This window comes from Akkermansia sp. N21116 (genome assembly GCF_029854705.2).
Lineage (GTDB): Bacteria > Verrucomicrobiota > Verrucomicrobiia > Verrucomicrobiales > Akkermansiaceae > Akkermansia.
The window spans coordinates 2,189,239-2,209,658 of record NZ_CP139035.1 but is presented as its reverse complement, the minus strand read 5'-3'; the positions used below and the strand labels follow the sequence as shown (position 1 = coordinate 2,209,658).

Below are 20,420 nucleotides of genomic sequence, written 5' to 3'. Positions count from 1 at the left end.
CCCCATCTTTTTTACGATCCCATGCTCCTCTTTCGTACTATCCTTCTAAGCATCATCGCACTGGTCTGCCTGGCAGCCACGGTCGTATTGACGATAGACGGGAATCTGTCCCGCCTGACGGGGCACAATGTTTTCGAAAAAGGAGAACGCATCTTCCCTTACAGCAAAAAGGAAATAGACAGCGTCTCATGGATGCGCGTCCGGACCGTCAATGACATGGCAGAGGCCGAAATCAACGACAAGGGCATCTGGTGGCTTTCTACCCCTTGGAATGACCGTATGGATCCCCGCGCGGCTGCCGCAATCCTTCAGTTCACCTATTCCACGGCGCTTGTCGACGAGCTTCCCCTCAACAACACCGTCAGAGGATCCATGCGGGAATTCGGGATCGAAACTACGCCCATCCAACTGACTCTCAAAAACAACTCCGGCAAGCACAAACAGAGCACCATCGCCCGTTACATCCTCGGTTCCACCGCTCCGTGGATCGTCGAAGATCAGGAAGGCAACACCAATGCCACCACCTACATGCGGACGGATTTTTACGGGAACAACCGTAACATCCTGGTAACCACAGGTAATATCCTTCCTCTGTTTAAAGAAGGTATCAGACAATTGAGAGACCACCGTCCCCTTCTGCTCCCCCCGGCTGTCATTAAACTTCCATCGCAACCCAGAAAAATCGTTATCCATCACGGCGGCAAAGAGATTGTCCTTACCCGGACCATCTTCGAAGCTCCCTGGGAAATTGAAACACCACTTCCCGTCAAAGCTGACCAAAAAACCGTTACCAAACTCCTTAACGGTCTCCACAAATTGACGGCCTCCAGAGTATATAATCCTTCGGACGTCACACTCCCTGATGCCAAGAATTCGGACATCACGTCTATTACCCTCGAAAATTTCGACGGAGACCCTCCTCTGACTTTAAAACTCTATCCGTCCGATACTCCCACCTCCAAAACGGTCAAAGCTACCGTTTCCGACCGCAAAGCCGTCTTCGAACTTCCCATTGCCACTAACCCTGATTTCCCCGGTACAGAAGATCTCCCGCTCAGCCTCAACAGTTTGCGATCCCAAACTCTTTGCTCGATTGACAATAAAACGATCAAAGGCCTCTTCATCCGCTCAGTAGGTGGCTTCCCAATCGACATACGCCTTCTCCCTCGCGGCCGCGAAGGTAACAAAGCTGCTCCGGAATGGGTATATTCTGCGGAAGACGTCAATCAAGCTCCCATCAATGAGGCCCAACTTTTCAAGTCGCTAAAAACTCTTCTGGAAGAACCGGTCATTGGATTCGCTACCGACAACCCGTCAGACTTGTCCGACTATGGGTTAAACCAGCCTTACATGTCTATTGCCATCCAGCAGACCAATAACGACTTGACCATTTTCTCCTTTGGGACGGGCAAAGACGGTTCCTGGTATGCCAAGGAGAAAGGAAAACCCAGCATCTACCAAATCTCTTCCGCCTATGTCGATTCCTTCCCGACTGAATCCCTGTATTGGAAACAGAACAAATTGTTTAATTTCAGCCGATTCGAACTCAGTAAAATGTATTTGGAAAGGATCGGACAGCCTCCGCTCATCCTCAAATACGACTACCTTGACGACACTTGGCAAGGCACGCAGGACGGCAAGGACGTCACCGTCATTATTGACAACAACAGAGCTAACCGCTATCTCAGCGAATTGGAACGAATGAAAGTCGTCCGCTGGCTTCCCTTCACCGATATGGATGCTGCAGAAGCTTTGAAAAATCCGGTCTTCCGCCTCAAAATAGTTCTGGATCCCAGCCAGGCGGAAATTAACATCAAAGACGACAGTTTTGATAACACCACAGGCGATCAGACTTTGTCCCCTCCTCAGGAACTTCAGGAAAAAATCCTCGAAATAGCTCCTGCCGGCGAACCCGGGCATACCTCTTTCTACTTCGGTAAAATGAGTGATTTCCCCTATTATTTCATTCTGAAAATGGATGAAGTACGAATTCTGGGAGCCTCAGTATTCGAGCAGGATTAAATACTCCTTCCTTACCTCATACGGAAAGACAAATCCTTCGCTGGAAATCCGGTACGTATCCTGCGAATAAGCAGCTAAATGTCTCTACTCCGGTTTCATCAAACGAACCGGATGCCGGAGACGAGATACACAGTCAAAGGAAAATACCCGGGGCTACACCAATTCTATGGTGCGCGTTCCGCCATTTCCTAGAATTGACAAGACGTTCCAAATCGCTCCCCGTCACACATTGTGAAAAAAGGGAATGCTCCGTTGCTCCCATAATTTGCTTCTTTAAAAATCCCATCGAAACAAGACTCGGTTGATTGCTCCAATGGAATACGGCGCTATCCACAATAAACAAATTGCCATCCTTGTGAATGTATGAAGGAAATTTCAAATGCGGATTTTCTTCCACATAAACGGATCTCCCAATCCATCTCTTGGCACGGAGAGGATTCATCAATCTCCTGAAAAATTTCATCCATGAAGGAGCATCCGACAAATTCTCAGCATGTTTCCATCGGCTGGACAATTGATCCACCGGATAAAAGTAGGAATAAACCGCTGCCGCACTAACCGGAGATTTACCCATCCATGAATGACGCAACCGGACAACATCCGCAGCATCCCGGACAAGCACCCCCATCGCCTCGGTCAATTGCTCACGCAACTTTTCCACAGTACTCCCCCCCCACACAGCCCGATCATGATCCACCATCAACACGTAATCCGCATCCATTACGTCTACGGCCTTCTTCAAAGCACCGCCAAATCCCAGTCCATCATCAATCATGAAACTTCTCAATCCGTACTTGGACGCCACGGCAGAATCCCCATTGTGCCCTCCGATAAAAAATACACAGACATCGTCAAAAAACCGAAGCAACCCGCTCCTTTCATAAGAAGCCAGCGTCCGTGCCAACGTCCGAGGCGCCTTATCGCAAAAAACAGTCAACCCAACCGTTTTGCCTTCAACTAAACATTCCCTATCCCGTGTCATCGCTTGCAATTTTAGAAAAAGAGTGGCTCTATAACAAGAAACAAAGCCAAGCCTCGAATTTTTATTCCACAAAAAATGGGATCCGTGTCGCTTTACAGGTAAAGGAGTAAGTTCCATGCAACAGTTCATCCACATTCCCAAGCCTTTCAGGGCTCTCGCCAGCATACTAGCCGGATGCCTACTTCTTTCCGGCTGCGTTGCAGATCCCTATTGGGACAACATGTCCGTATCCACCACTTATGCCTCATCGGGATACGGAGGAGACTACGTCAGCTACAACAGCTATACCGGCTATGGAAATTATATGTACGACAGCGCCGGTTTCCCCATCTATGGCTATTATGCGGGCAGACCCGTTTACGGATACAGCCCGGCCGGAAGTCCCATCTTTTCCATCAACCTCCTGTACAGCAACTGCTACGTTCCCTCATGGAGACCCGCATACTATTACCGAGGGCACTACCACTGGCCGCACGGAGTCCGTTATCTGGAACGTCCGAAACCCTCGTGGAATCATGGTCGGCCCTTAGTATACCATCGCCCCAACAACAGGCCCCAGCCCATGCCTCCTTCACGACCGGGCAGTAACTCCCACCGCCCCTCCTCCCCTTCCTACAACAATAGGCCCAACTCTTCCCATCCCTCGTATAACAGGCCATCAGCGGGTCATAGACCCTCCCCAAATACACCTTCCTGGAACAGACCGGAAAATAACAACAGGCCATCGGGCAATCGTCCGGGACGTCCTTCTTCCGCGATTCGCCCGGGGACCGGCGATCCCCAATGGACTGTCAGTAATCGACCGGAAGCCTCTTCACGCCCCCATGCTCCCAGCTCCTCTTCGGGAAACAGCGGTCGCCATAGTCGTCCTTCCTTCAGCGGAGGTTCATATACCCCCGTAAGTTCCTACTCCGGATCCGGTGGCAGCAGGCCATTCAGCGACAGCTACTATTCAAGCCATTCATCATCATCCAGCAGTACATCCTCGTCTGACAGATCCTCAAGTTCGCGGGACGGAGCCGGATCATTCGGTCCTTCCTCCCACCATCGCCCTTCCAGAAGATAACCTCGACAAGTCAGACTTCCTTCAGCATTCCCCGGTAGCCAAGATGTAAAATTGGTACAATAAAAAAACAGGCAGCCTCACTTCCGGAATCATACCGCGGGTGAGGCTGCTTGATTTTATTATTTGCTGTTCAATTAAGCTTCAACAGAAGATTTGGGCAGGAAAACCGTCCTATCTGCAAAGACAAGGATATATCCCTGCTCGCACAGCCAAAGAATATCGCGCACCAATTCCTGACGGCGGTTTCTGATAAGATCTTCTTCAGAAACAACAGGAACTGCCGCTTTCACTTCAGCAGGTTCTCCTTCCGATGGAACGGCAGCAGGAACCGGTTCTACGGCAACTTCTGTAACCGGAGACTCCGTTTCAACCGCAGTAATTTCTTCGACCTTCTCCTCGGAGGGAACGACAACCTCGTCAGCCATCGGTTCGGCAGACGCCGATTCCAGATCACCCGCATCCGAAGCAGTCGGAGCCGGATCAACTGGCACTGGAGCCTCCCTGGCACCCTCTTCCGAAACCTTGGGTAAAACACCTCCGAGTTCATTGAGCATGACATCCACCCCCTGGCCCGCATGTTCCCGGACCCAGTTGAGAATAGCCGTCATATTATCGGCAAGTACCGTCCCCGACGGAACCGTTCGCGGCCTGCTCGGACCGGTATGATGCCCGTTATTCCATTTAAAAATGGGCATATGATGACGGGCAAGACCGTGGCAAAGGTTAGGGATCAACATACTGGGATGCTTTCTCGTCACATCGGCCAGTTTCACCAAGTGTGCCCAGAGTCCGGGAGAAAGATGCTTCCTGTCGGCCGCTCCATTGACAAACACCTTGTCTCCCACGAGATAGACTTCATCGAAATGATGGTCGCTAAAATCCTTCTCCACAGCGGCACGATCCGCGAGAATAACGTCTCCGGCGTCCTCGCGAACAGGCTTCCAGACGATACGGCGACTAGCTTCCGCCAACCACTTTTGAACGACTTCCTCATCCTTGACGATTTCAATCGTACGGCGGAAATCGTCAACCGACATATTGGAGAACTTGTCACGGTGCAAGGCCGCCACAGCGGCTTGGTAACCGTGCCAATTCACCGGACCGATCAAATCTCCGGAAAGACGGCATTTTGCTATTCCCTGAAAATCACCCTTGGGAGGATCCACTGGTTCTTCTTCAGTCTTGTAAAATTCATTAAACCACGGAGCTCCCCACAGGAAACGCAAAGCCTCCTCACGGGAAATCCAGCAGGAACGATCCTCCTTCTTGGACTGAATCAACTGAGGGCCTCCCTCCTGCTTCATATAGACGAGATCGTACCGATCACGACCGCCCATCACAACTTTAGCGAAATCAAACAGAGAAACAGCGCGTTTGTGTTTATTCACCTCAGCCGCCCATACCGCAAGCAGAACATCGACAGGACGCAACTCCACGCGAAGTCCCGGCGTCGGTTCGGCAAGTTCCTCCCTAGGCTGGCGCGGACGATCAAAACGTCCCCCCTTGCCCTGCGGGCGTCCTCCCTGGCGGAAGCGGTTTCCTCCCTGGCCGCCTTCTCGACGGTCATCTCTGCCGGTCGTGCGATCGCGACGTTCGCCACGGAACCCTTGTCCCTGACGTCTTTCGCCACCCCGACCGCCGGCACGTTCAGCGGATCCTTCTTTCCTGAATCGCCCACTTCCTCGTTCCTCCCGATTACGGAAAGAAGAAAAGTCGGCACGTCGCGGCTTGTCGCCGGTTTCCCGTTGACGAGCCCAGGCCGGGCCGAACTGGAAATCGGTCAACCCCGACAGATCAAGGTTGTCATCAAACGAATCCTGCTTGGATGTTTCTTCGGTCATGATTGTGTCCGTGTTTCATTAGCAAGTAAACATGAGGCATGGCAATCATTTTGCGTGCTAGACGCCATGAATTTGTGCAATTTGTGTGTTGAGAGGCATATTTGCCCGCCAAAACCGGTCTATTCGTCCCGTTCTTCCGGCGCATATTTCAACCTCTCGATACACCATTCACCCCCATTACCGACATGGACACTATCCGTCAACGACTCGAAGAAAAAGGCTACAAACTTCACCCGGCCCCTGCCCCCGTAGGTTCCTACGTTCAGTGCGTCCGCACCGGCAACCTCCTCCACCTCTCCGGAGGCATCTCCGTCAATGGAGAAGACTCCTTCTACGGTAAAGTAGGCCAGGAATTGACCTTGGAACAGGGCCAGGCTGCGGCACGAGCCGCTATTCTCAACCGCCTCGCCGTTGTTGAACAAGCAGTCGGTTCCCTAGAAAAAATCACCCGCATTGTCGCCCTTAACGGATTCGTCAATGCCGGTCCCGAATTCTACGACCACCCCAAAGTCCTCAATGGAGCCTCCGACCTTCTGCTCGAAATATTCGGAGAAATAGGCCGGCACAGCCGCACGGCGGTCGGTGTCTCGGCCCTGCCCCTCAACGTTGCTGTAGAAATCAGCCTCGTTGTCGAAGTAGCCGACTAACATTGAACGCTGTGTAAGCATATTCATCCTTTCGAGGCAGGCATGGATTCCCCCATGTCTGCCTTTTTCTTGTATCCTTCGACCATTCCTACTTGAAAATTTTTACTAAAGCCACTATAGTAAGCCCCGGTCTTGACCGAACAATCAATGCTCCTGTGGCGGAATGGTAGACGCTGCAGACTTAAAATCTGCTGCCGGCAACGGCGTACGGGTTCGAGTCCCGTCGGGAGTACCAAAGCTATTGCTCCTAATAGTCCTAACACATTGTGTTTAGGACTTTTTTGTTTGTTTTACAAATTGCCTCATCCATCAATTTCGAGGTGGTGCCCATAACTTTTACCCAGGAGAGTGTTTCTACTTTTCCATTGGATTCTCTTGTGGTAAAGTCGGGGAGTGCCCGATGGAGTCTTTTTTCTCTCCAGCGGTATTTCAATTCAAACAATCTCGTCATTATGATCCCCGCAGAATTCAAAAGCGCGCTGAATGAAGCCCTCGCCGATTTGCGAACCCAAGGCCTCTACAAGAGCGAACGATTCATCGATTCCCAGCAATATTCCCAAGTAACGCTCAAGGATGGCCGTTCCGTCATCAATATGTGCGCCAATAATTACCTCGGCTTGGCCAACCACCCGGAAGTCATGGAAGCCGCCCGCGATGCAATCAAACGCTGGGGTTTCGGCGTGGCATCCGTCCGCTTTATCTGCGGTACGCAGACGCTTCACAAAGCTCTGGAAGAACGCCTCAGCCATTTCCTGGGTACGGAAGACACCATCTTGTACGGTTCTTGCTTCGATGCCAACGGCGGCCTTTTTGAAGCCCTGCTCGGACCTGAAGACGCTATTATTTCCGATGCTCTCAACCATGCCTCCATTATTGACGGAGTCCGCCTCTGCAAAGCCAAGCGTTACCGTTACAACAACAATGACATGGCCGATCTGGAAGCCAAACTTCAGCAGGCCGATGCCGAAGGTGCCAAAATCAAGCTGATCTCTACGGACGGTGTCTTCTCCATGGACGGCATTATTGCCCAGCTGGACAAGGTGCGCGACTTAGCCGCCAAATACAATGCTATTTTCCACTTCGACGATAGCCACTCCACCGGTTTCATGGGAGCAACGGGACGCGGAACGCATGAATATTGCGGCCTCCTCGGAAAGATCGATATCACTACAGGTACGCTAGGCAAGGCTCTCGGCGGCGCCAACGGTGGCTATACGTCCGGACCGAAGGAAGTCATTGAGATCCTCCGCCAGCGTTCCAGGCCCTATCTCTTCTCCAACAGTATCATGCCTGCCATCGCCGCTGCTACGATGAAGGTGATCGACATTCTGGAACGTTCCACGGAAGCCCGCGACAGGGTCGAGGAAAACACCCGTTACTTCCGGACTGCCATGACTGGCGCGGGCTTCACCATTTCCGGCAAAGACCACCCGATTTCCCCGGTCATGCTCGGCGATGCCGCCTTGTCCCAGAAGTTCTCCGAGGGTCTTCTCAACGAAGGAGTGTACGCTGTCGGCTTCTTCTATCCGGTTGTTCCCAAAGGCCAGGCTCGCATTCGTACGCAAATCTCGGGCGCTCACACGAAAGAACAGCTCGACAAGGCTATCGAAGCCTTCTGCAAGGTTGGTAAAAACCTTGGCGTCATCTCCTGATCAGGGGGATGCCATCCCACCGATCATTTAGTTGATTAACGATCATGGACGCGGTACCTCCCACGCCAAAAGCCCTTCCGGTTGTTTCGCCGGGTCGGGTACTGCGTCCAGCCCCTCAAATTCCGGACCACGAAGTTGTCCGCCAAATCGGCAGCGGAGCCTATGGAGAGGTTTGGCTTGCCAAATCCATGACCGGTGCATGGAGAGCAATCAAAATCGTATGCAGGGACGACTTTGAGGACGAGCGGACGTTCAATCGTGAATTCCAGGGAGTCCAGTATTATGAGCCGATCGCTCGCAACCATCCCGGCCTGGTTCACATTCTGCATGTCGGTTTCAAGTCCAGTCCATCTCCGTTCTATTATTATGTGATGGAGCTCGGGGACGATGCCCAGGCCGGCATTCATATCGACCCTGCTGAGTATATTCCCCGGACGCTCCATACGGATATGAAGCTTGCGGGGCAACGCCCCCTTCCTTTGGATTATTGTCTGGAAGTAGGCAGCCAACTGGCTCATGCGTTGATTTACCTTCACAGCAAAGGCCTGACCCATCGCGACATCAAGCCGGCCAATGTCGTTTTCGTCAATGGACGTCCGAAATTTGCCGATATCGGACTTGTTTCCAAAAACGACCACCACAGTTTTGTCGGTACGGAAGGTTACATTCCTCCAGATGGTCCGGGAACCAAACGGGCAGACGTTTATGCGCTGGCCAAGGTGCTGTATGAAATCAGCAGCGGCAGGGACAGACTGGATTTCCCGGAACTACCGGACAAAATTCCGGACGGAGCCCAGCGTAAAAAATGGCTGGCCTTCAACGACATTATCTGCGAAGCAGGAGAACCTGATGCTTCCCGTTGTACAATCTCTACTGCGGAGGAATTGGCCGATGCTATCGATTCCCTTCGAGGCAAGTCCCTTCATCCACAATACGGTTCCAAAAAACGGAAGAAGAAAAAGCATAAAAAACCTCTGGGCAATACTGCCCGCATGCTTCTCTCCGCTATTGCGGGAGCCCTCGTTTCCATTAGCATTGTCGTTGCAGTCGCTTGGTATCTTCTTCCCAAAAGCAGTCTGGAAATCCTGAATATTTCCGGACAACAGGAGGATACCCCACCTGTCCAGCAAAGGCAACCTGTCAATGCTCCGAGCATATCCTCCCAGCAGGATGCTTCTCCCTTCTGGCAATCCAAGCCCCAGCCCTCGCAAGGTTATGTCCTGGTCACCAGTTCTCCGGCAGGCGCGTCCGTTTACGATGACAAGGGCAATTATCTGGATGAAACCCCGTATGGCCCCATTGCCGTGCCGGCAGGTATTTCTCCCGTCTACTCCATACGCAAGACGGGATATGAAGAAATCAAGGGCACGGGGGTTGTAGAAAAAAACAAGACTCTTGTTCTCGGCGGTACTCTCAAACCTTTCCATCCCCCGGTTCAGGGTGAATACTGGACTGATGCAGAAAACAACCGTTTCATGCCCGATGGCGAAGGCCATACGGCGGAAGCTCCCCTCAATATCGATGATTTCAATAAGTTCCTCTCCAAAAGCGGGAACAAAAAAAACATCCCTGTCATCTCAATGCCGGAAACGCCTGCAACCGGCAAGCCTCCACTTGCCCTGACTGATCAGGAAGGCATTATTTCCTATCTGAAATGGATTACTTCCGCATGCATGAAGAAGGGGATTCTCAGTTCCAACTACGTCATGACCGCCCTGCCCATTCCCGGGTACTCGACACGCAACGGTACCATGCAGGCTTACAGGATTCGCGTAGAGCCAGAGAAGAAACTTCCTGTCACAATCCTGTCCCAACCGGAAAACGCCAGTGTTTTCTGGAACGGTAAATACATCGGGCGAACGCCTCTGGAACAGGTCTCCGTTCCACAGTCGCCCTACTCGGTCAAGGTGAAAAAAGACGGCTTCGCTACAATTGAGCGCAATGGTCTTTCCCCGGAAAACCTCTATCTTTCCCTCCAATTGGACAAGGACGAGTCCGTAGAATACGATTCCCCATGGAAAAACAGTCTGGATATGGAATTTGTCCCGCTTGCCTCCGATGCCATGGCGCTTGCCCATGAAGTGCGTATCAAGGATTACCGGGCATTCCACAAATCCACCTCCAAGGATACTCCGGAGCCTCCGGAATGGAAAGACCGCAACGACTATCCGGTCACCAATGTTTCTAAAAAGGACGCAGAGCATTTTGCCAAATGGCTGACTGGACGTGAACGGCGTTCCGGCCGCATCTCTGGAACCGATACCTACCGCCTTCCTACGGATGAGGAATGGAGCCTTCTTGCCAATATCCGTGCTGAAAACGGAACCACTCCCTACGAGCGTTCGCTCTCCGCCATGAACGAGACTCCTGCGTTTTACTGGGGTACCGCCTGGCCTCCCAAGAATAATACGGGGAACTTTGCCGATGATTCCGCATTGTCCTATCTACCCTCCTTCCGGGTTATTACCTCATACGAAGACGGCTATCCGGAACTTGCTCCTGTCAAGTCGTATGATCCCAATCGCCTCGGCTTGTATGATCTGGACGGTAATGTACAAGAATGGGTGGGTGATTCATATGGAGGAGATAATGCTCTCATCCCGATCAAGGATTACGATACGGCGCGCGGCGGCAATTACCTTTCCTTCCGGCCTGCCCAGCTTTCTATCCGTGCAAGAACCCCTCTGCCCCCGGGTACGAAGGACCCAGCCATTGGCTTCCGCTTGATTCTTGTCCGACAATATGAAGCGGAGGAATAAACGAACACTCCTCAACCGCTGTACTCCATGATTCGGGGAGAATCTCAAAGGAACCCTCGGGGAGTAATGGAGCCCTTTTCTTCCTCCTCATCGCGAATGGAGGAAAGCTTTCCCAAAACCTTGTATTCCTTGCCTTTTTTCTGAAGAGCTCCCTGGGAAACAAGCGTTTGAAGCTTCTCGTAGATGCGCAACCTCAGTATCTCTTCCCCTCCGGTGGAAATACCCTTGCTTTTCATCGCTGCAAGGACTCCCTCAAAAATGTCGTTGAAAAGAATCGTATCGGCACAAGACAACACGACAAGCATCTCACTCCGAATCGCATCGGGAGAGCGCCGCGGAATATGCCCATTCTTTCCAATCTCCATTACCTTACGGTATAACACATTTAAAGTGGAGAGTCAAGGAGACATTCCACTTTCGGAATCATGCTTCGGCACGAACCCGGAGTCAGAATTCTGTGTTGTCCCTCGCTTTACCTCCTCGGGCATTGATTCCCCCAATCAGGAGAACAATTTCCCCTTTGGGAGGACGTTCCGCGAATTGCCCGGCAAGTTCGGCAGCAGTCCCGCGATGATAAGTTTCAAACGTTTTGGTCAATTCTCTTGCTACGCAGATCGGAGTTTCCGGATCAATTGTCGCCAGGGTCTGGATGCTTTTGACGATACGGAACGGGGATTCGTAGAAAATCGATGTAAAATCCGCTTCGACCGCTTTTTGCAGCAACGCCGCCTTCCTGCCCGACTTGACGGGAAGAAATCCGCCGAAGAAAAAGGCGTCACTCGGCATTCCGGAACCGACAAGGGCAGTCACAACTGCAGACGGCCCGGGCAAGACAGTGAAACAGACGTCGGATTTTTTCAACGCCTGAATCAACCTGTAGCCCGGATCGCTCACGCCGGGCATTCCGGCATCCGTCACAACGGCAAAACGTTCTCCCGCTGCAGCCCTTCGGACAATTTCCCCGGCCCTGGCCGCTTCATTGTGTTCATGCATGCTGAGGAGAGGTTTGCGAATTCCATAATGGGTCAGAAGCAATCCCGTATGCCGGGTATCTTCACAGGCAATCGTATCAACGCTTGCAAGTACATCCAAAGCACGCCGGGTAATATCCTCCCGGTTTCCGATCGGCAAGGGCACGAAATAGACGGAATAAGCGACTTCGGACATGATGTTCTCCGTATGATACTTTCAGGTGTTGTCGTAGATCTTCCGTCAGCCGTTACTGACGGCTCCGCAAATGTCGTGGGCTACCAGCCGGGTCGCATACGACAGTGCATTCATCTTGGCGGACTGCTGATTGCCGACATTAAACAAGCTGGATACCGCCGTTGCCGAGCTGGTCCAGAGCACTTTGTTGGATTTGTTGTCGATAATCTTGTAATTGACATTCAACTTCAATCCGACTTCCATACTCTTATAGGTATCCTGGTAGCTGGAACGCAGCTGCATGTAATCAATGGAAGCCACGCTGCCTTCCAACCGTGCGTCAGCCTTTTTGGAGGAAAGCAGAGAATAGGTACCTTCCGTCTGGATTTCTTCCGCAATAGCACTGGAAACCATAGCACCCGCCCGAGGTTCAAGAGAGTTGTTGGTGAACACCCCGACGGAAATAGAATGGACATCCTTCAGGGCGACGGGTTTCAGCCCACCGATATGGTATCCACATGAGCTGAATAACAAAGCAGTCACCACCGGCAGGAGGCACAGGAGAAAATATCGCATGGGTTGACGGAAGGATGGCATCATGAAGGCAAACAGGAAGATTACTTGGCGGGAGCCCCCATGGATTTCAGATGATCTTTGGCCTTGGCGGCAGCTTCGGGGTTCGTCGCCTCCAGGGAAACGACTTCCTGGAAGCAAAACACGGCAGCGTTGTAATCTTTCATCCGATTCAGATAGTACTCTCCGATTTTCAGTTTTTGGTCAACAAGCTGGCGTCGAATGTCGTCAAGCCCGGACTTGGCATGGGACGAATGAGCCGTATCGGGATAACGCTGGAGATAATCTTCGTAGGCTTCCTGGGCCCGCATGATGTTGGCATGGTTGCGGTCGCCTTCAATCTGGGCACCACGGTACAAGTCCGCCACCTGGAGCTGGGCACCAGGGGCATAGGGACTATGGGGGTAGTTATCTACAATCTTCTGGAAGGTGTCGATGGCTTCCAGATTACGACCTTTTTTCATCAGATATTCCCCGAGGAGATTCATGGCCTCGGGAGCCGTATCCGCATAAGGGGCATTGGTACAAACACTGTTGAGCCACTTGACCACAATCGTAGGATCCATGCCGACGTCAAACAACCACAAAACCTTGTTGGTCAACTCGCCGCGAGCAGCAGCATAAGCAAGGTTCTTCTGCGCGTTCAATGCGGCACTGTAGAGAGGCGTATTCGGATAGCGATCAATTACGAATTGGTACGTGTCAAATGCATCCATGGGCTCACCCAATGATTCATATAGTTGGGCCTGGCGGAATTTGGCCTGAGGCGCTTCCGGGGCAAGAGGACAGTACCGAGCCAGCCTCCTATATCGTTTGATCGCGCCGTTCCAATCATTTTTGGATTCGCAGGCCTGAGCCTCGGACCAATATTTTTGAGCCAGAGGATCAATGAGACGAAGTGACCCGGCAGGAGGCGGGGCATCCGAACTACACTGGGTAAGAAGAAAGGAACCGGCCAAACAACCGATTAACAGAAAAGCCTTGTTCATGGACGTTTTTTATTAGCTGAATCTAGAAGCGGCATCAAGCCCGATTCTTCAGAGAAGCAGAGTTGACAAAAGTGCCGGATATCAATGCTTCCCATAGACGGCTTCGGCATCAAAAGCCAAACCTTCCTCGGCCAGAGCAAGAGTAACCGGCTTACCCGGTTCGACCTGGCTACCGAACGGAACGGAACGGTAGAAGCAGGAGTGGTGGCCGGTGTGACAGGCTCCGGCGCCAACTTGATCTACCAGAAGAATCAGGGCATCCTGATCACAGTCCACAAGGATCTGCTTGATTTTCTGGACATGGCCGCTGGTCGCTCCCTTGTGCCATATTTCCTGACGGCTGCGGGAATAATAGACGGCTTCTCCGAGAGCAAGAGTCATTTTAAGAGATTCTTCATTCATGTAGGCCAGCATCAGAGGTTCGCGGGTCACGTGATCCACGGCCATTGCGGCAATCAATCCGTTCGCATCAAATTTAGGAGCGAAATCAAGGCCTTTTTCCACGTCTGTTGCAGTTCGGGCCGTAAAAACGATCTGGTCAGTTTGCTTGTTGTTATCCATAGCCGAAAGACTCATTACACGAAATATCTGCCAGCATCCAATCTTTTCTGTTGCCCTGACGCAATGAAACCGTTTCCATAGTGCCCATGTCGTTCACGGAACCACAGGCCAGCCAGCTCCTCTCCACCGCCTATGCCAGCGGACGTTTCCCCCACGCCCTTCTCGTCATCGGGGACGAGGCCTCCGGAACTCACAAGCTCGTCCTGGGAATGATCCGTCTGATTAACGAGGAAACCAAGGGAGATTCTCTGGAAGCCATCCGCGATGAATACATGCGCCTCGTCCGTCCCAGGTCCAAGTCCAGAAAGATCCTGATCGACGATATCCGATCCGTGGAACCCTTCCTCCAGCAGAAAGCCGATGCAAACCACCATAAAATCGTTGTTATCCTGGAAGCGGAACGCATGAATGACGAAGCGGCCAATGCTTTCCTGAAAACTCTGGAAGAACCTCCCAACCAGACGCTGATCATCCTTGTAACGTCACAACCGGAGCAATTGCTTCCCACGATCATATCGCGCTGCATCAACGTTCCCCTGTTTTCTCCCGGAGGTAGTATCCGGCTTACTCCCGTCCAGCAGGAAATCCTCCCCGCCTGGGCAGAAGCCACCGAACACATGGGAGACGATCTGGCCGCCCTTTCATTCCGCTCAGTTCTTCTGGAGCTACTCGGACGCCGAAAGGCGGACATCACCAAAAGAATGACGCAGTCTCTCAAGGAAGAATCCAAGGCCATCGCCCAAGCGACGGATACGTCCAACTGGGAGTCACAAAACAAGGATCTGAATGCTGCGTTGATTGAAACCGAATACCTGGCGGAACGCGACCAGGCAATCGACCTGATGATTCTATGGTTCGGTCAGGCTGCCGCCATCGCCTCGGGGGCTCCGTCGACGGAACCCATGCATCCGGGCGTTACCCAGCTAGCCCGGACAATGCCCGTACCGGAAATCCTCCAGCGCATGAAAGGAGTCGAACAACTCCGTGCCGACCTTAAATTCAATGTTCATGAAGGACTCTGCATGGATGTCCACCTTCTGGAGGCCTTAGGTAATCTGAATGTTTGATATTCTCCGGGGTTAGTCCAGTTCCTTCCTCAAATAGAACATATCGATACATCGGACACCGTTTTCCATGATCGGTTCCGCATAATTGTCGATGAAAAAATTCTTCACGACATGCGATGAGATAAAACCGAATCCGGAATAAAATGCACGGCCACTGTCGGAGGTACCCACATACATGGTTTTCCAATAGGCGGAACAGGCCTTAAACACGTACCCCAGCAGGGCACGGGCATACCCCCTGCCCCAATCCCGCTCGCGCGTGGCCAGATTTTTCAGTTCGCAGGCATCCCCTTCTCCCGGGATGACCAGAGCTTCGCACACCGGGACACCTTTGACGAAAAGAGCCCACATAGAGCCCTCCTCCCAATACTTCCGTACGACGGTTTCATCAGGATCGGCCAAAATCAGCAAAGGCAAGAATGGCTCACGCTCACCGGGGGGAATTTCACGGATTGTCCAGCCGGGCTCCATGGAAGCGAAAACGAGGAGGCTGGGGATCAGCGCCCCGGAAGAAGTTCGAAAGTAAATCCCTTAAGATATTCCGTTTCCGGCAAGTTGAGCAACACCGGATGATCGGGCCTCTGACCGTGCCGCGCCATCAAACGCAATGTAGCCGGAGCATCGATTGCCGCCTCGCGGATGCTGTCCTGGAACAACTCGGCACTGGCATGATGAGAACAGCAGAATGTGGATAAAATTCCTCCCGGAGCCAACATCTTCATCGCGCGGAGGTGGATTTCCTTGTACCCGCGCATCGCATCGTGGAGGGACTTCTTGCTGCGTGTAAACGAGGGGGGATCGAGAATAATCAAGTCCCACTTCGGTTCGGCGCCTTCGCGCACCCTGTTCGACTCGCTCTTGAGGAAGTCGAAGGCATTGTCAGCCACGGCCTCCACCTCCACCCCGTTCAGCGTGGCATTCCGGCGCACGGCGGCAACCGCCTCCTCTGAAACATCGACTGCCGTCACCTGCTCCGCTCCGGCAAGGGCGCAGGCCAGGGCAAAGCCTCCCTGGTTGCAGAAGCAATCCAGCACTCGCTTGCCTCGGGCAAATTCGGCCACGGCGGCGTAATTATCCAATTGGTCGAGATACAGCCCCGTCTTTTGACCAAACTCAAGATCCACGAGGAAGCGCACCCCGCGTCCACTGGCTTCAAAAGGCATCGGAGCCGTACCTGTCAGCATTCCCGTAAAAGGCTCCAGCCCTTCAGCGGCCAGCATCGGGGAATCGTTGCGGACGATGATGCCTTCCGGCTCCAACAATTCCTGCAACACATCGCCAATCAAATCCAGCCGCATTTCCATGGCAACCGTTAGAGCCTGTACAACAAGATAGCGGGCGTACTGATCCACGATCAACCCCGGCAAACCATCGGATTCGCTCCAGACCAAACGGCGTAATTTCTCGCCCGGCATCAGGCGGTTGCGCACATCAATCGACTGGCTGATGCGACGGAAGAAGAAATCCCTGTCCAGCTTTTGCTTCCTTCGGGAAAATCTGCGGGCGACAATCTGAGAATGAGGATTGAAAATCGCGGATCCCAAAAAGTGGTCCTTAAAATCCCTTAATGCAACCACATCGCCCGGCTGGGGATCCCCAAACACCTTGCGCACTTCCGTACCATACACCCAATCGTGACCCTGAAATATTCTTGCCCGTGGAGCTACAACCAAACCTGCCATAAGTAAGTTCACTCTACCCCATCCCCGTACAACGGGCAATTGAAAACTAGCACGCATGCCTGATAGAATTACCAGGAAGCATCCGTATTATGGACGTAATTCTTTCCATTTCTTTTTCATGAAACCCTCTCTTCCCCTCCTTCTCCTTTCCGCCTTTCTCCCGGGTATCCTTGCTTCCAGTATCGTCCTAGCGGCAGATACTCCCCTTCAAACTTCGGCAATGCAGGAACCGTCACCGTTCCAGAAGCAATTCAGAACGCAGAGTTATATCGCCTACCCGCCCGTCAAATCCACTGCGGCACAGCTCAAAACAAATTCCTACAGTCAATTTGAAAACCCGACGGGCATTGCTTTCGCGGCAGGAGAAACAATCACTCTGGATGTCGCCCCCCTTCAGGGACAAACGCTGGAATTGCGCATCACGGACTTCAGCACGGAGCGCATGCAGGACAGCTCCTACCCCCTCAAAAGCGGAAAAAATACGATCGTCGCCAAAAACTCCGGCCACGGCTACATCAGCTACTTCACGGACAAATACAAGACCTCACGCCCCGTCACCATCTCTATTGCCGGCGGCACCGTCAACGGATACTTCGATTCCTCCCGGCACACCAACCGGGACTGGAAAAACCTTCTCGCCTCGGCCACATCGCCCATTCTCGACATCCGAGGCAAATACGTCCAGCTTGCCTACCCGGTCGCAGCCCTCCGGGAACAATGCCCCGGCGACGGTCTCGGCCTCATCGGCATCTATGACCGCATCATCTCCATTCAACAGGAAATCATGGGACTGGACAAATATAAATGCCGTCCGAAAAACCACATGTTCGGACGCGTCATTTGGAAGGGATTCATGCATGCCGACGGCTATGGAGCCGCCTTCCACAACAATACCATGAAAAACCTCGCCAACATCGCCGCGATCAAAAAGGATCCCTGGGGCATCGCTCACGAATTCGGTCATGTCAACCAGGTGCGTCCCGGCATGAAATGGGCCGGCACAGGAGAGACCACCAACAATATCTATTCCATCTGGACCAAGTATCTCTTCAGTCCGGAATACATCAACCTCGAACATCACAAAAAGGATGATACCTTCGGCAACCGCGTCGAAGGAGGGCGCTTCAATGCCTACCTTAACAGTGCCGTCATCGCCGGAGAGCCCTGGATCGCTCTCAAGGGGCCGGACAAAATGAAGGACTACGAACGCGGCAACGGCGACCACTTTGTGAAGCTCTGTCCGCTCTGGCAGCTCATGCTCTATTTCCAGGTAGCCGGCAAGGGCAATCCTGATTTTCTACCGGACATCTTCCAGAAAGTGCGCCAGACGGATGAATCCGGCATAAGCCACGGACAACTCCATACCAATTTCCTGAAAAACCTCTGCGACGCTACCCGGCAAAACCTTACCGGATTCTTCAAAGCCAGCGGCATGCTCACGCCTATCGACCGCAACATACGTGACTACGGCGACTACCAACTCACTATCACGCAGAAGGATTGCGACGATGTCGTTGCCTACGCGTCCAAGTACCCCCAACCCGAAAGCCCGGTCATCCACTACATGACCTCTGGAAGCGTCAAAGCCTATAAGGAAAAATTGCCCGTCTCAGGGCAATACGAACAAGGAATTACCGCAGGAGAAGGCAACTTGAATATTTCAGCTGATGCCTGGAAAAACGTCACCGTTTTTGAAACCTACAAAGGAGACAAGCTGGAACGCATTTCCATCCTCTACACCGGTTCCCCGGACAAAACATACACCATTGTTCCCTACCCGGAAGGCTCCACCCGCATCGAAGCCGTCTCCTGGGACGGCAAACGTACGCTTGTTTACGGAACACGGTCAGTTTAAAAGGCCACGTTGCAGAAAACCGACAAAATCACTTAAATAAGGCAACGAAACTTTTTGTATCTTGACTTGAGAATCACTCGACCACATATCTCTTCCGTTACCATTTTTTTCATCAATCGTTACTTGAATCTTGATCTCAGGACACTGACGGTACTTAAAAATACGCGTATTTGAAAAAAGTCCGTCTTCACTCACAAATAACTTCTGTAGTTCAGCAACGGAAGAGCCTGGTTTAATTGATTCCATTTCTCTAATATGCTGCTCCATCCATGCTGAAGCAATAGCTGTAGAAATCTCGGGAGGCGGCATTTTCACCTGTTCGACTTTTGTTCGGTCAACTACCGGAGCTGAAATGGAAACGGGGGATTCGTTTGCGCATGACTCAGAAGAAACGGAATACAAACAGAGAATAAAAAATATTTGTTGGTGAGTATTTCCATCATTGTTCAGATCTCTATTTTTGTGTTCTCACAAAAATTCCTTTAGGTCAATTTTCATACAATTACAACAAATCAAAAAAAGTCAAGGTGCATTTTTTTCGAAGCAGTATATTCCGATTCTGTTAACAAACGTTCCTAATCTCGATAACTCATGTCAATGATGCGTGGGGCAGATGTTCGATAACGTTTTTGGATGACAAGGCATCCAATTCGCCATCTTGCAAGAGACGAGTAACATAACAATCATCCATGTTCCCCATCCTTGCGCACTTACTAACCCGGAGTTATCGCCACAACAGTCGTCATTCGTTTTTTTCCGGACCCTGTGTGGTTATCTCATCTGTTTTTGCTTCAGGAAGAATCTGAAGTATCTGGCCGTGTTTCCCCTGCTCGGCATCATCTATTTAGGCATCTCCATCTACAAGTGGGATGCAGTTTTTCACAGTGAAGAATCCGTATTGGAGGCAACCTCTTCCTTTTTCTTTTTACGGGAAGGATCCGTCACACGCAGCATCACGAAGTACAGAACCGCGATCACAAAGGACAAAATGGTGATTTCGAGGCTTTCAGCCTTGGCTGTGCGGATGAATTCTTCCGGGTTATCCAGCATGTGAGGATTGTTGAGGCCCATCCTCTGACCGTACCAGGCAAGTACCCAGCACCAAAGAAACGATCCGACAAAGGTATACAGGGAAAATGCCCAGAAATTCATCCGTATCAGCCCTGCCGGAATAGAAATCAAATGCCGTACGACAGGCAGCAGGCGGGAAAAGAAAATAGCGCCCTTTTCATAGCGTTCCATGAACACCTCGGCTCGCGCCAATTCACCAGGAGGCATGAATATGTACTTTCCGTACTTCAAAATAAGAGGACGTCCCACAATCAACGCAAACCAATACGTCAGTGCGGAACCGGCCCATGTCCCGAGAGCGGCAACAAAAATGACTCCCCAAAAATTCAAATGACCTTGCGTAGAAGCTATTGCCGCCGGAATCACCACCACCTCACTTGGAACCGGGCAAATAGAACTCTCCATCGCCATCAATAGAAAAATTCCTACATACCCAATCCCGTGAACCCACTCCAGCCACAATATGATCATCTCATGCATCATGTCCGGAAGAACATACCCTCCGAC

18 protein-coding genes and 1 tRNA gene are annotated in these 20,420 nt (G+C 51.9%); 8 read left to right on the top strand and 11 right to left on the bottom strand.

Features of this window, described 5'->3' with window-relative positions:
* The first annotated feature begins 21 nt into the window (after positions 1-21).
* The gene (locus QET93_RS08565; protein ID WP_280125376.1) at positions 22-2,022 is read left to right on the top strand and encodes a DUF4340 domain-containing protein; all 2,001 of its coding nucleotides are present in this window, start codon (positions 22-24) and stop codon (positions 2,020-2,022) included.
* 133 nt (positions 2,023-2,155) lie between these two features.
* Here QET93_RS08565 and QET93_RS08560 read toward each other — a convergent pair whose 3' ends face one another.
* The gene (locus QET93_RS08560; protein WP_280125377.1) at positions 2,156-2,797 is read right to left on the bottom strand and encodes a hypothetical protein; all 642 of its coding nucleotides are present in this window, start codon (positions 2,795-2,797) and stop codon (positions 2,156-2,158) included.
* A gap of 322 nt (positions 2,798-3,119) precedes the next feature.
* On the opposite strand from QET93_RS08560, the gene QET93_RS08555 reads away from it, so the two are divergent.
* Positions 3,120-4,070, top strand: coding sequence for a hypothetical protein (locus QET93_RS08555; protein ID WP_280125378.1), 951 nt, complete (start codon positions 3,120-3,122; stop codon positions 4,068-4,070).
* Between the two features lie 134 nt (positions 4,071-4,204).
* Here QET93_RS08555 and QET93_RS08550 read toward each other — a convergent pair whose 3' ends face one another.
* Entirely contained in the window at positions 4,205-5,911 is a 1,707-nt protein-coding gene (locus tag QET93_RS08550; protein WP_280131472.1) for a hypothetical protein, read from the bottom strand.
* 185 nt (positions 5,912-6,096) lie between these two features.
* Between QET93_RS08550 and QET93_RS08545 the strand changes: the two genes are divergently transcribed.
* The 4 genes from QET93_RS08545 to QET93_RS08530 all read left to right on the top strand — a co-directional run bounded on the left by QET93_RS08545 (position 6,097) and on the right by QET93_RS08530 (position 10,969).
* Positions 6,097-6,558, top strand: a complete 462-nt coding sequence (locus QET93_RS08545) for a RidA family protein (protein WP_280125380.1) — start codon at positions 6,097-6,099, stop codon at positions 6,556-6,558.
* Positions 6,559-6,707: 149 nt separating this feature from the next.
* Positions 6,708-6,793, top strand: a tRNA-Leu gene (locus QET93_RS08540).
* A gap of 217 nt (positions 6,794-7,010) precedes the next feature.
* Entirely contained in the window at positions 7,011-8,210 is a 1,200-nt protein-coding gene (gene kbl / locus QET93_RS08535; protein WP_280131473.1) for a glycine C-acetyltransferase, read from the top strand.
* A 44-nt stretch (positions 8,211-8,254) separates the two neighbouring features.
* Entirely contained in the window at positions 8,255-10,969 is a 2,715-nt protein-coding gene (locus tag QET93_RS08530) for an SUMF1/EgtB/PvdO family nonheme iron enzyme (protein ID WP_280131474.1), read from the top strand.
* A gap of 44 nt (positions 10,970-11,013) precedes the next feature.
* Here the strand turns inward: QET93_RS08530 and QET93_RS08525 are convergent, their stop codons facing one another.
* The 5 genes from QET93_RS08525 to hisI all read right to left on the bottom strand — a co-directional run bounded on the left by QET93_RS08525 (position 11,014) and on the right by hisI (position 14,253).
* Positions 11,014-11,334, bottom strand: a complete 321-nt coding sequence (locus tag QET93_RS08525; protein WP_280131475.1) for a hypothetical protein — start codon at positions 11,332-11,334, stop codon at positions 11,014-11,016.
* Positions 11,335-11,416: 82 nt separating this feature from the next.
* Positions 11,417-12,136, bottom strand: coding sequence for a 16S rRNA (cytidine(1402)-2'-O)-methyltransferase (gene rsmI / locus QET93_RS08520; RefSeq protein WP_280131476.1), 720 nt, complete (start codon positions 12,134-12,136; stop codon positions 11,417-11,419).
* A gap of 45 nt (positions 12,137-12,181) precedes the next feature.
* Positions 12,182-12,691 (bottom strand): LPS assembly lipoprotein LptE, encoded by a 510-nt coding sequence (gene lptE, locus QET93_RS08515; protein WP_280125385.1) that lies wholly within the window; start codon positions 12,689-12,691, stop codon positions 12,182-12,184.
* 41 nt (positions 12,692-12,732) lie between these two features.
* A complete protein-coding gene (locus QET93_RS08510) occupies positions 12,733-13,677 on the bottom strand; it encodes a tetratricopeptide repeat protein (protein ID WP_280125386.1) in 945 nt (314 codons plus the stop codon).
* Positions 13,678-13,758: 81 nt separating this feature from the next.
* Positions 13,759-14,253 (bottom strand): phosphoribosyl-AMP cyclohydrolase, encoded by a 495-nt coding sequence (gene hisI / locus QET93_RS08505; protein ID WP_322189944.1) that lies wholly within the window; start codon positions 14,251-14,253, stop codon positions 13,759-13,761.
* A gap of 71 nt (positions 14,254-14,324) precedes the next feature.
* On the opposite strand from hisI, the gene QET93_RS08500 reads away from it, so the two are divergent.
* Complete coding sequence (locus QET93_RS08500) at positions 14,325-15,305, top strand: hypothetical protein (protein WP_280131478.1); 981 nt, start codon at positions 14,325-14,327, stop codon at positions 15,303-15,305.
* Positions 15,306-15,317: 12 nt separating this feature from the next.
* On the opposite strand, the gene QET93_RS08495 is transcribed toward QET93_RS08500, so the two are convergent.
* Both QET93_RS08495 and QET93_RS08490 read right to left on the bottom strand, forming a co-directional pair.
* Positions 15,318-15,776: a hypothetical protein gene (locus tag QET93_RS08495; RefSeq protein ID WP_280131479.1), complete on the bottom strand. Its 459-nt coding sequence runs from the start codon at positions 15,774-15,776 to the stop codon at positions 15,318-15,320.
* A gap of 26 nt (positions 15,777-15,802) precedes the next feature.
* Positions 15,803-16,987, bottom strand: coding sequence for a class I SAM-dependent rRNA methyltransferase (locus QET93_RS08490; RefSeq protein ID WP_280131480.1), 1,185 nt, complete (start codon positions 16,985-16,987; stop codon positions 15,803-15,805).
* A 118-nt stretch (positions 16,988-17,105) separates the two neighbouring features.
* Between QET93_RS08490 and QET93_RS08485 the strand changes: the two genes are divergently transcribed.
* Positions 17,106-18,842, top strand: a complete 1,737-nt coding sequence (locus tag QET93_RS08485) for a M60 family metallopeptidase (RefSeq protein WP_280131481.1) — start codon at positions 17,106-17,108, stop codon at positions 18,840-18,842.
* Here QET93_RS08485 and QET93_RS08480 read toward each other — a convergent pair.
* Positions 18,834-19,151 carry a hypothetical protein gene (locus QET93_RS08480; RefSeq protein ID WP_322189943.1) on the bottom strand — a complete coding sequence of 106 codons (318 nt, stop codon included), beginning with the start codon at positions 19,149-19,151 and terminating at the stop codon, positions 18,834-18,836. The two genes, QET93_RS08485 and QET93_RS08480, sit on opposite strands and share 9 nt — an antisense overlap.
* 570 nt (positions 19,152-19,721) lie before the next feature.
* Positions 19,722-20,318 (bottom strand): DedA family protein, encoded by a 597-nt coding sequence (locus QET93_RS08475; protein ID WP_280131483.1) that lies wholly within the window; start codon positions 20,316-20,318, stop codon positions 19,722-19,724.
* Positions 20,319-20,420: the final 102 nt, after the last annotated feature.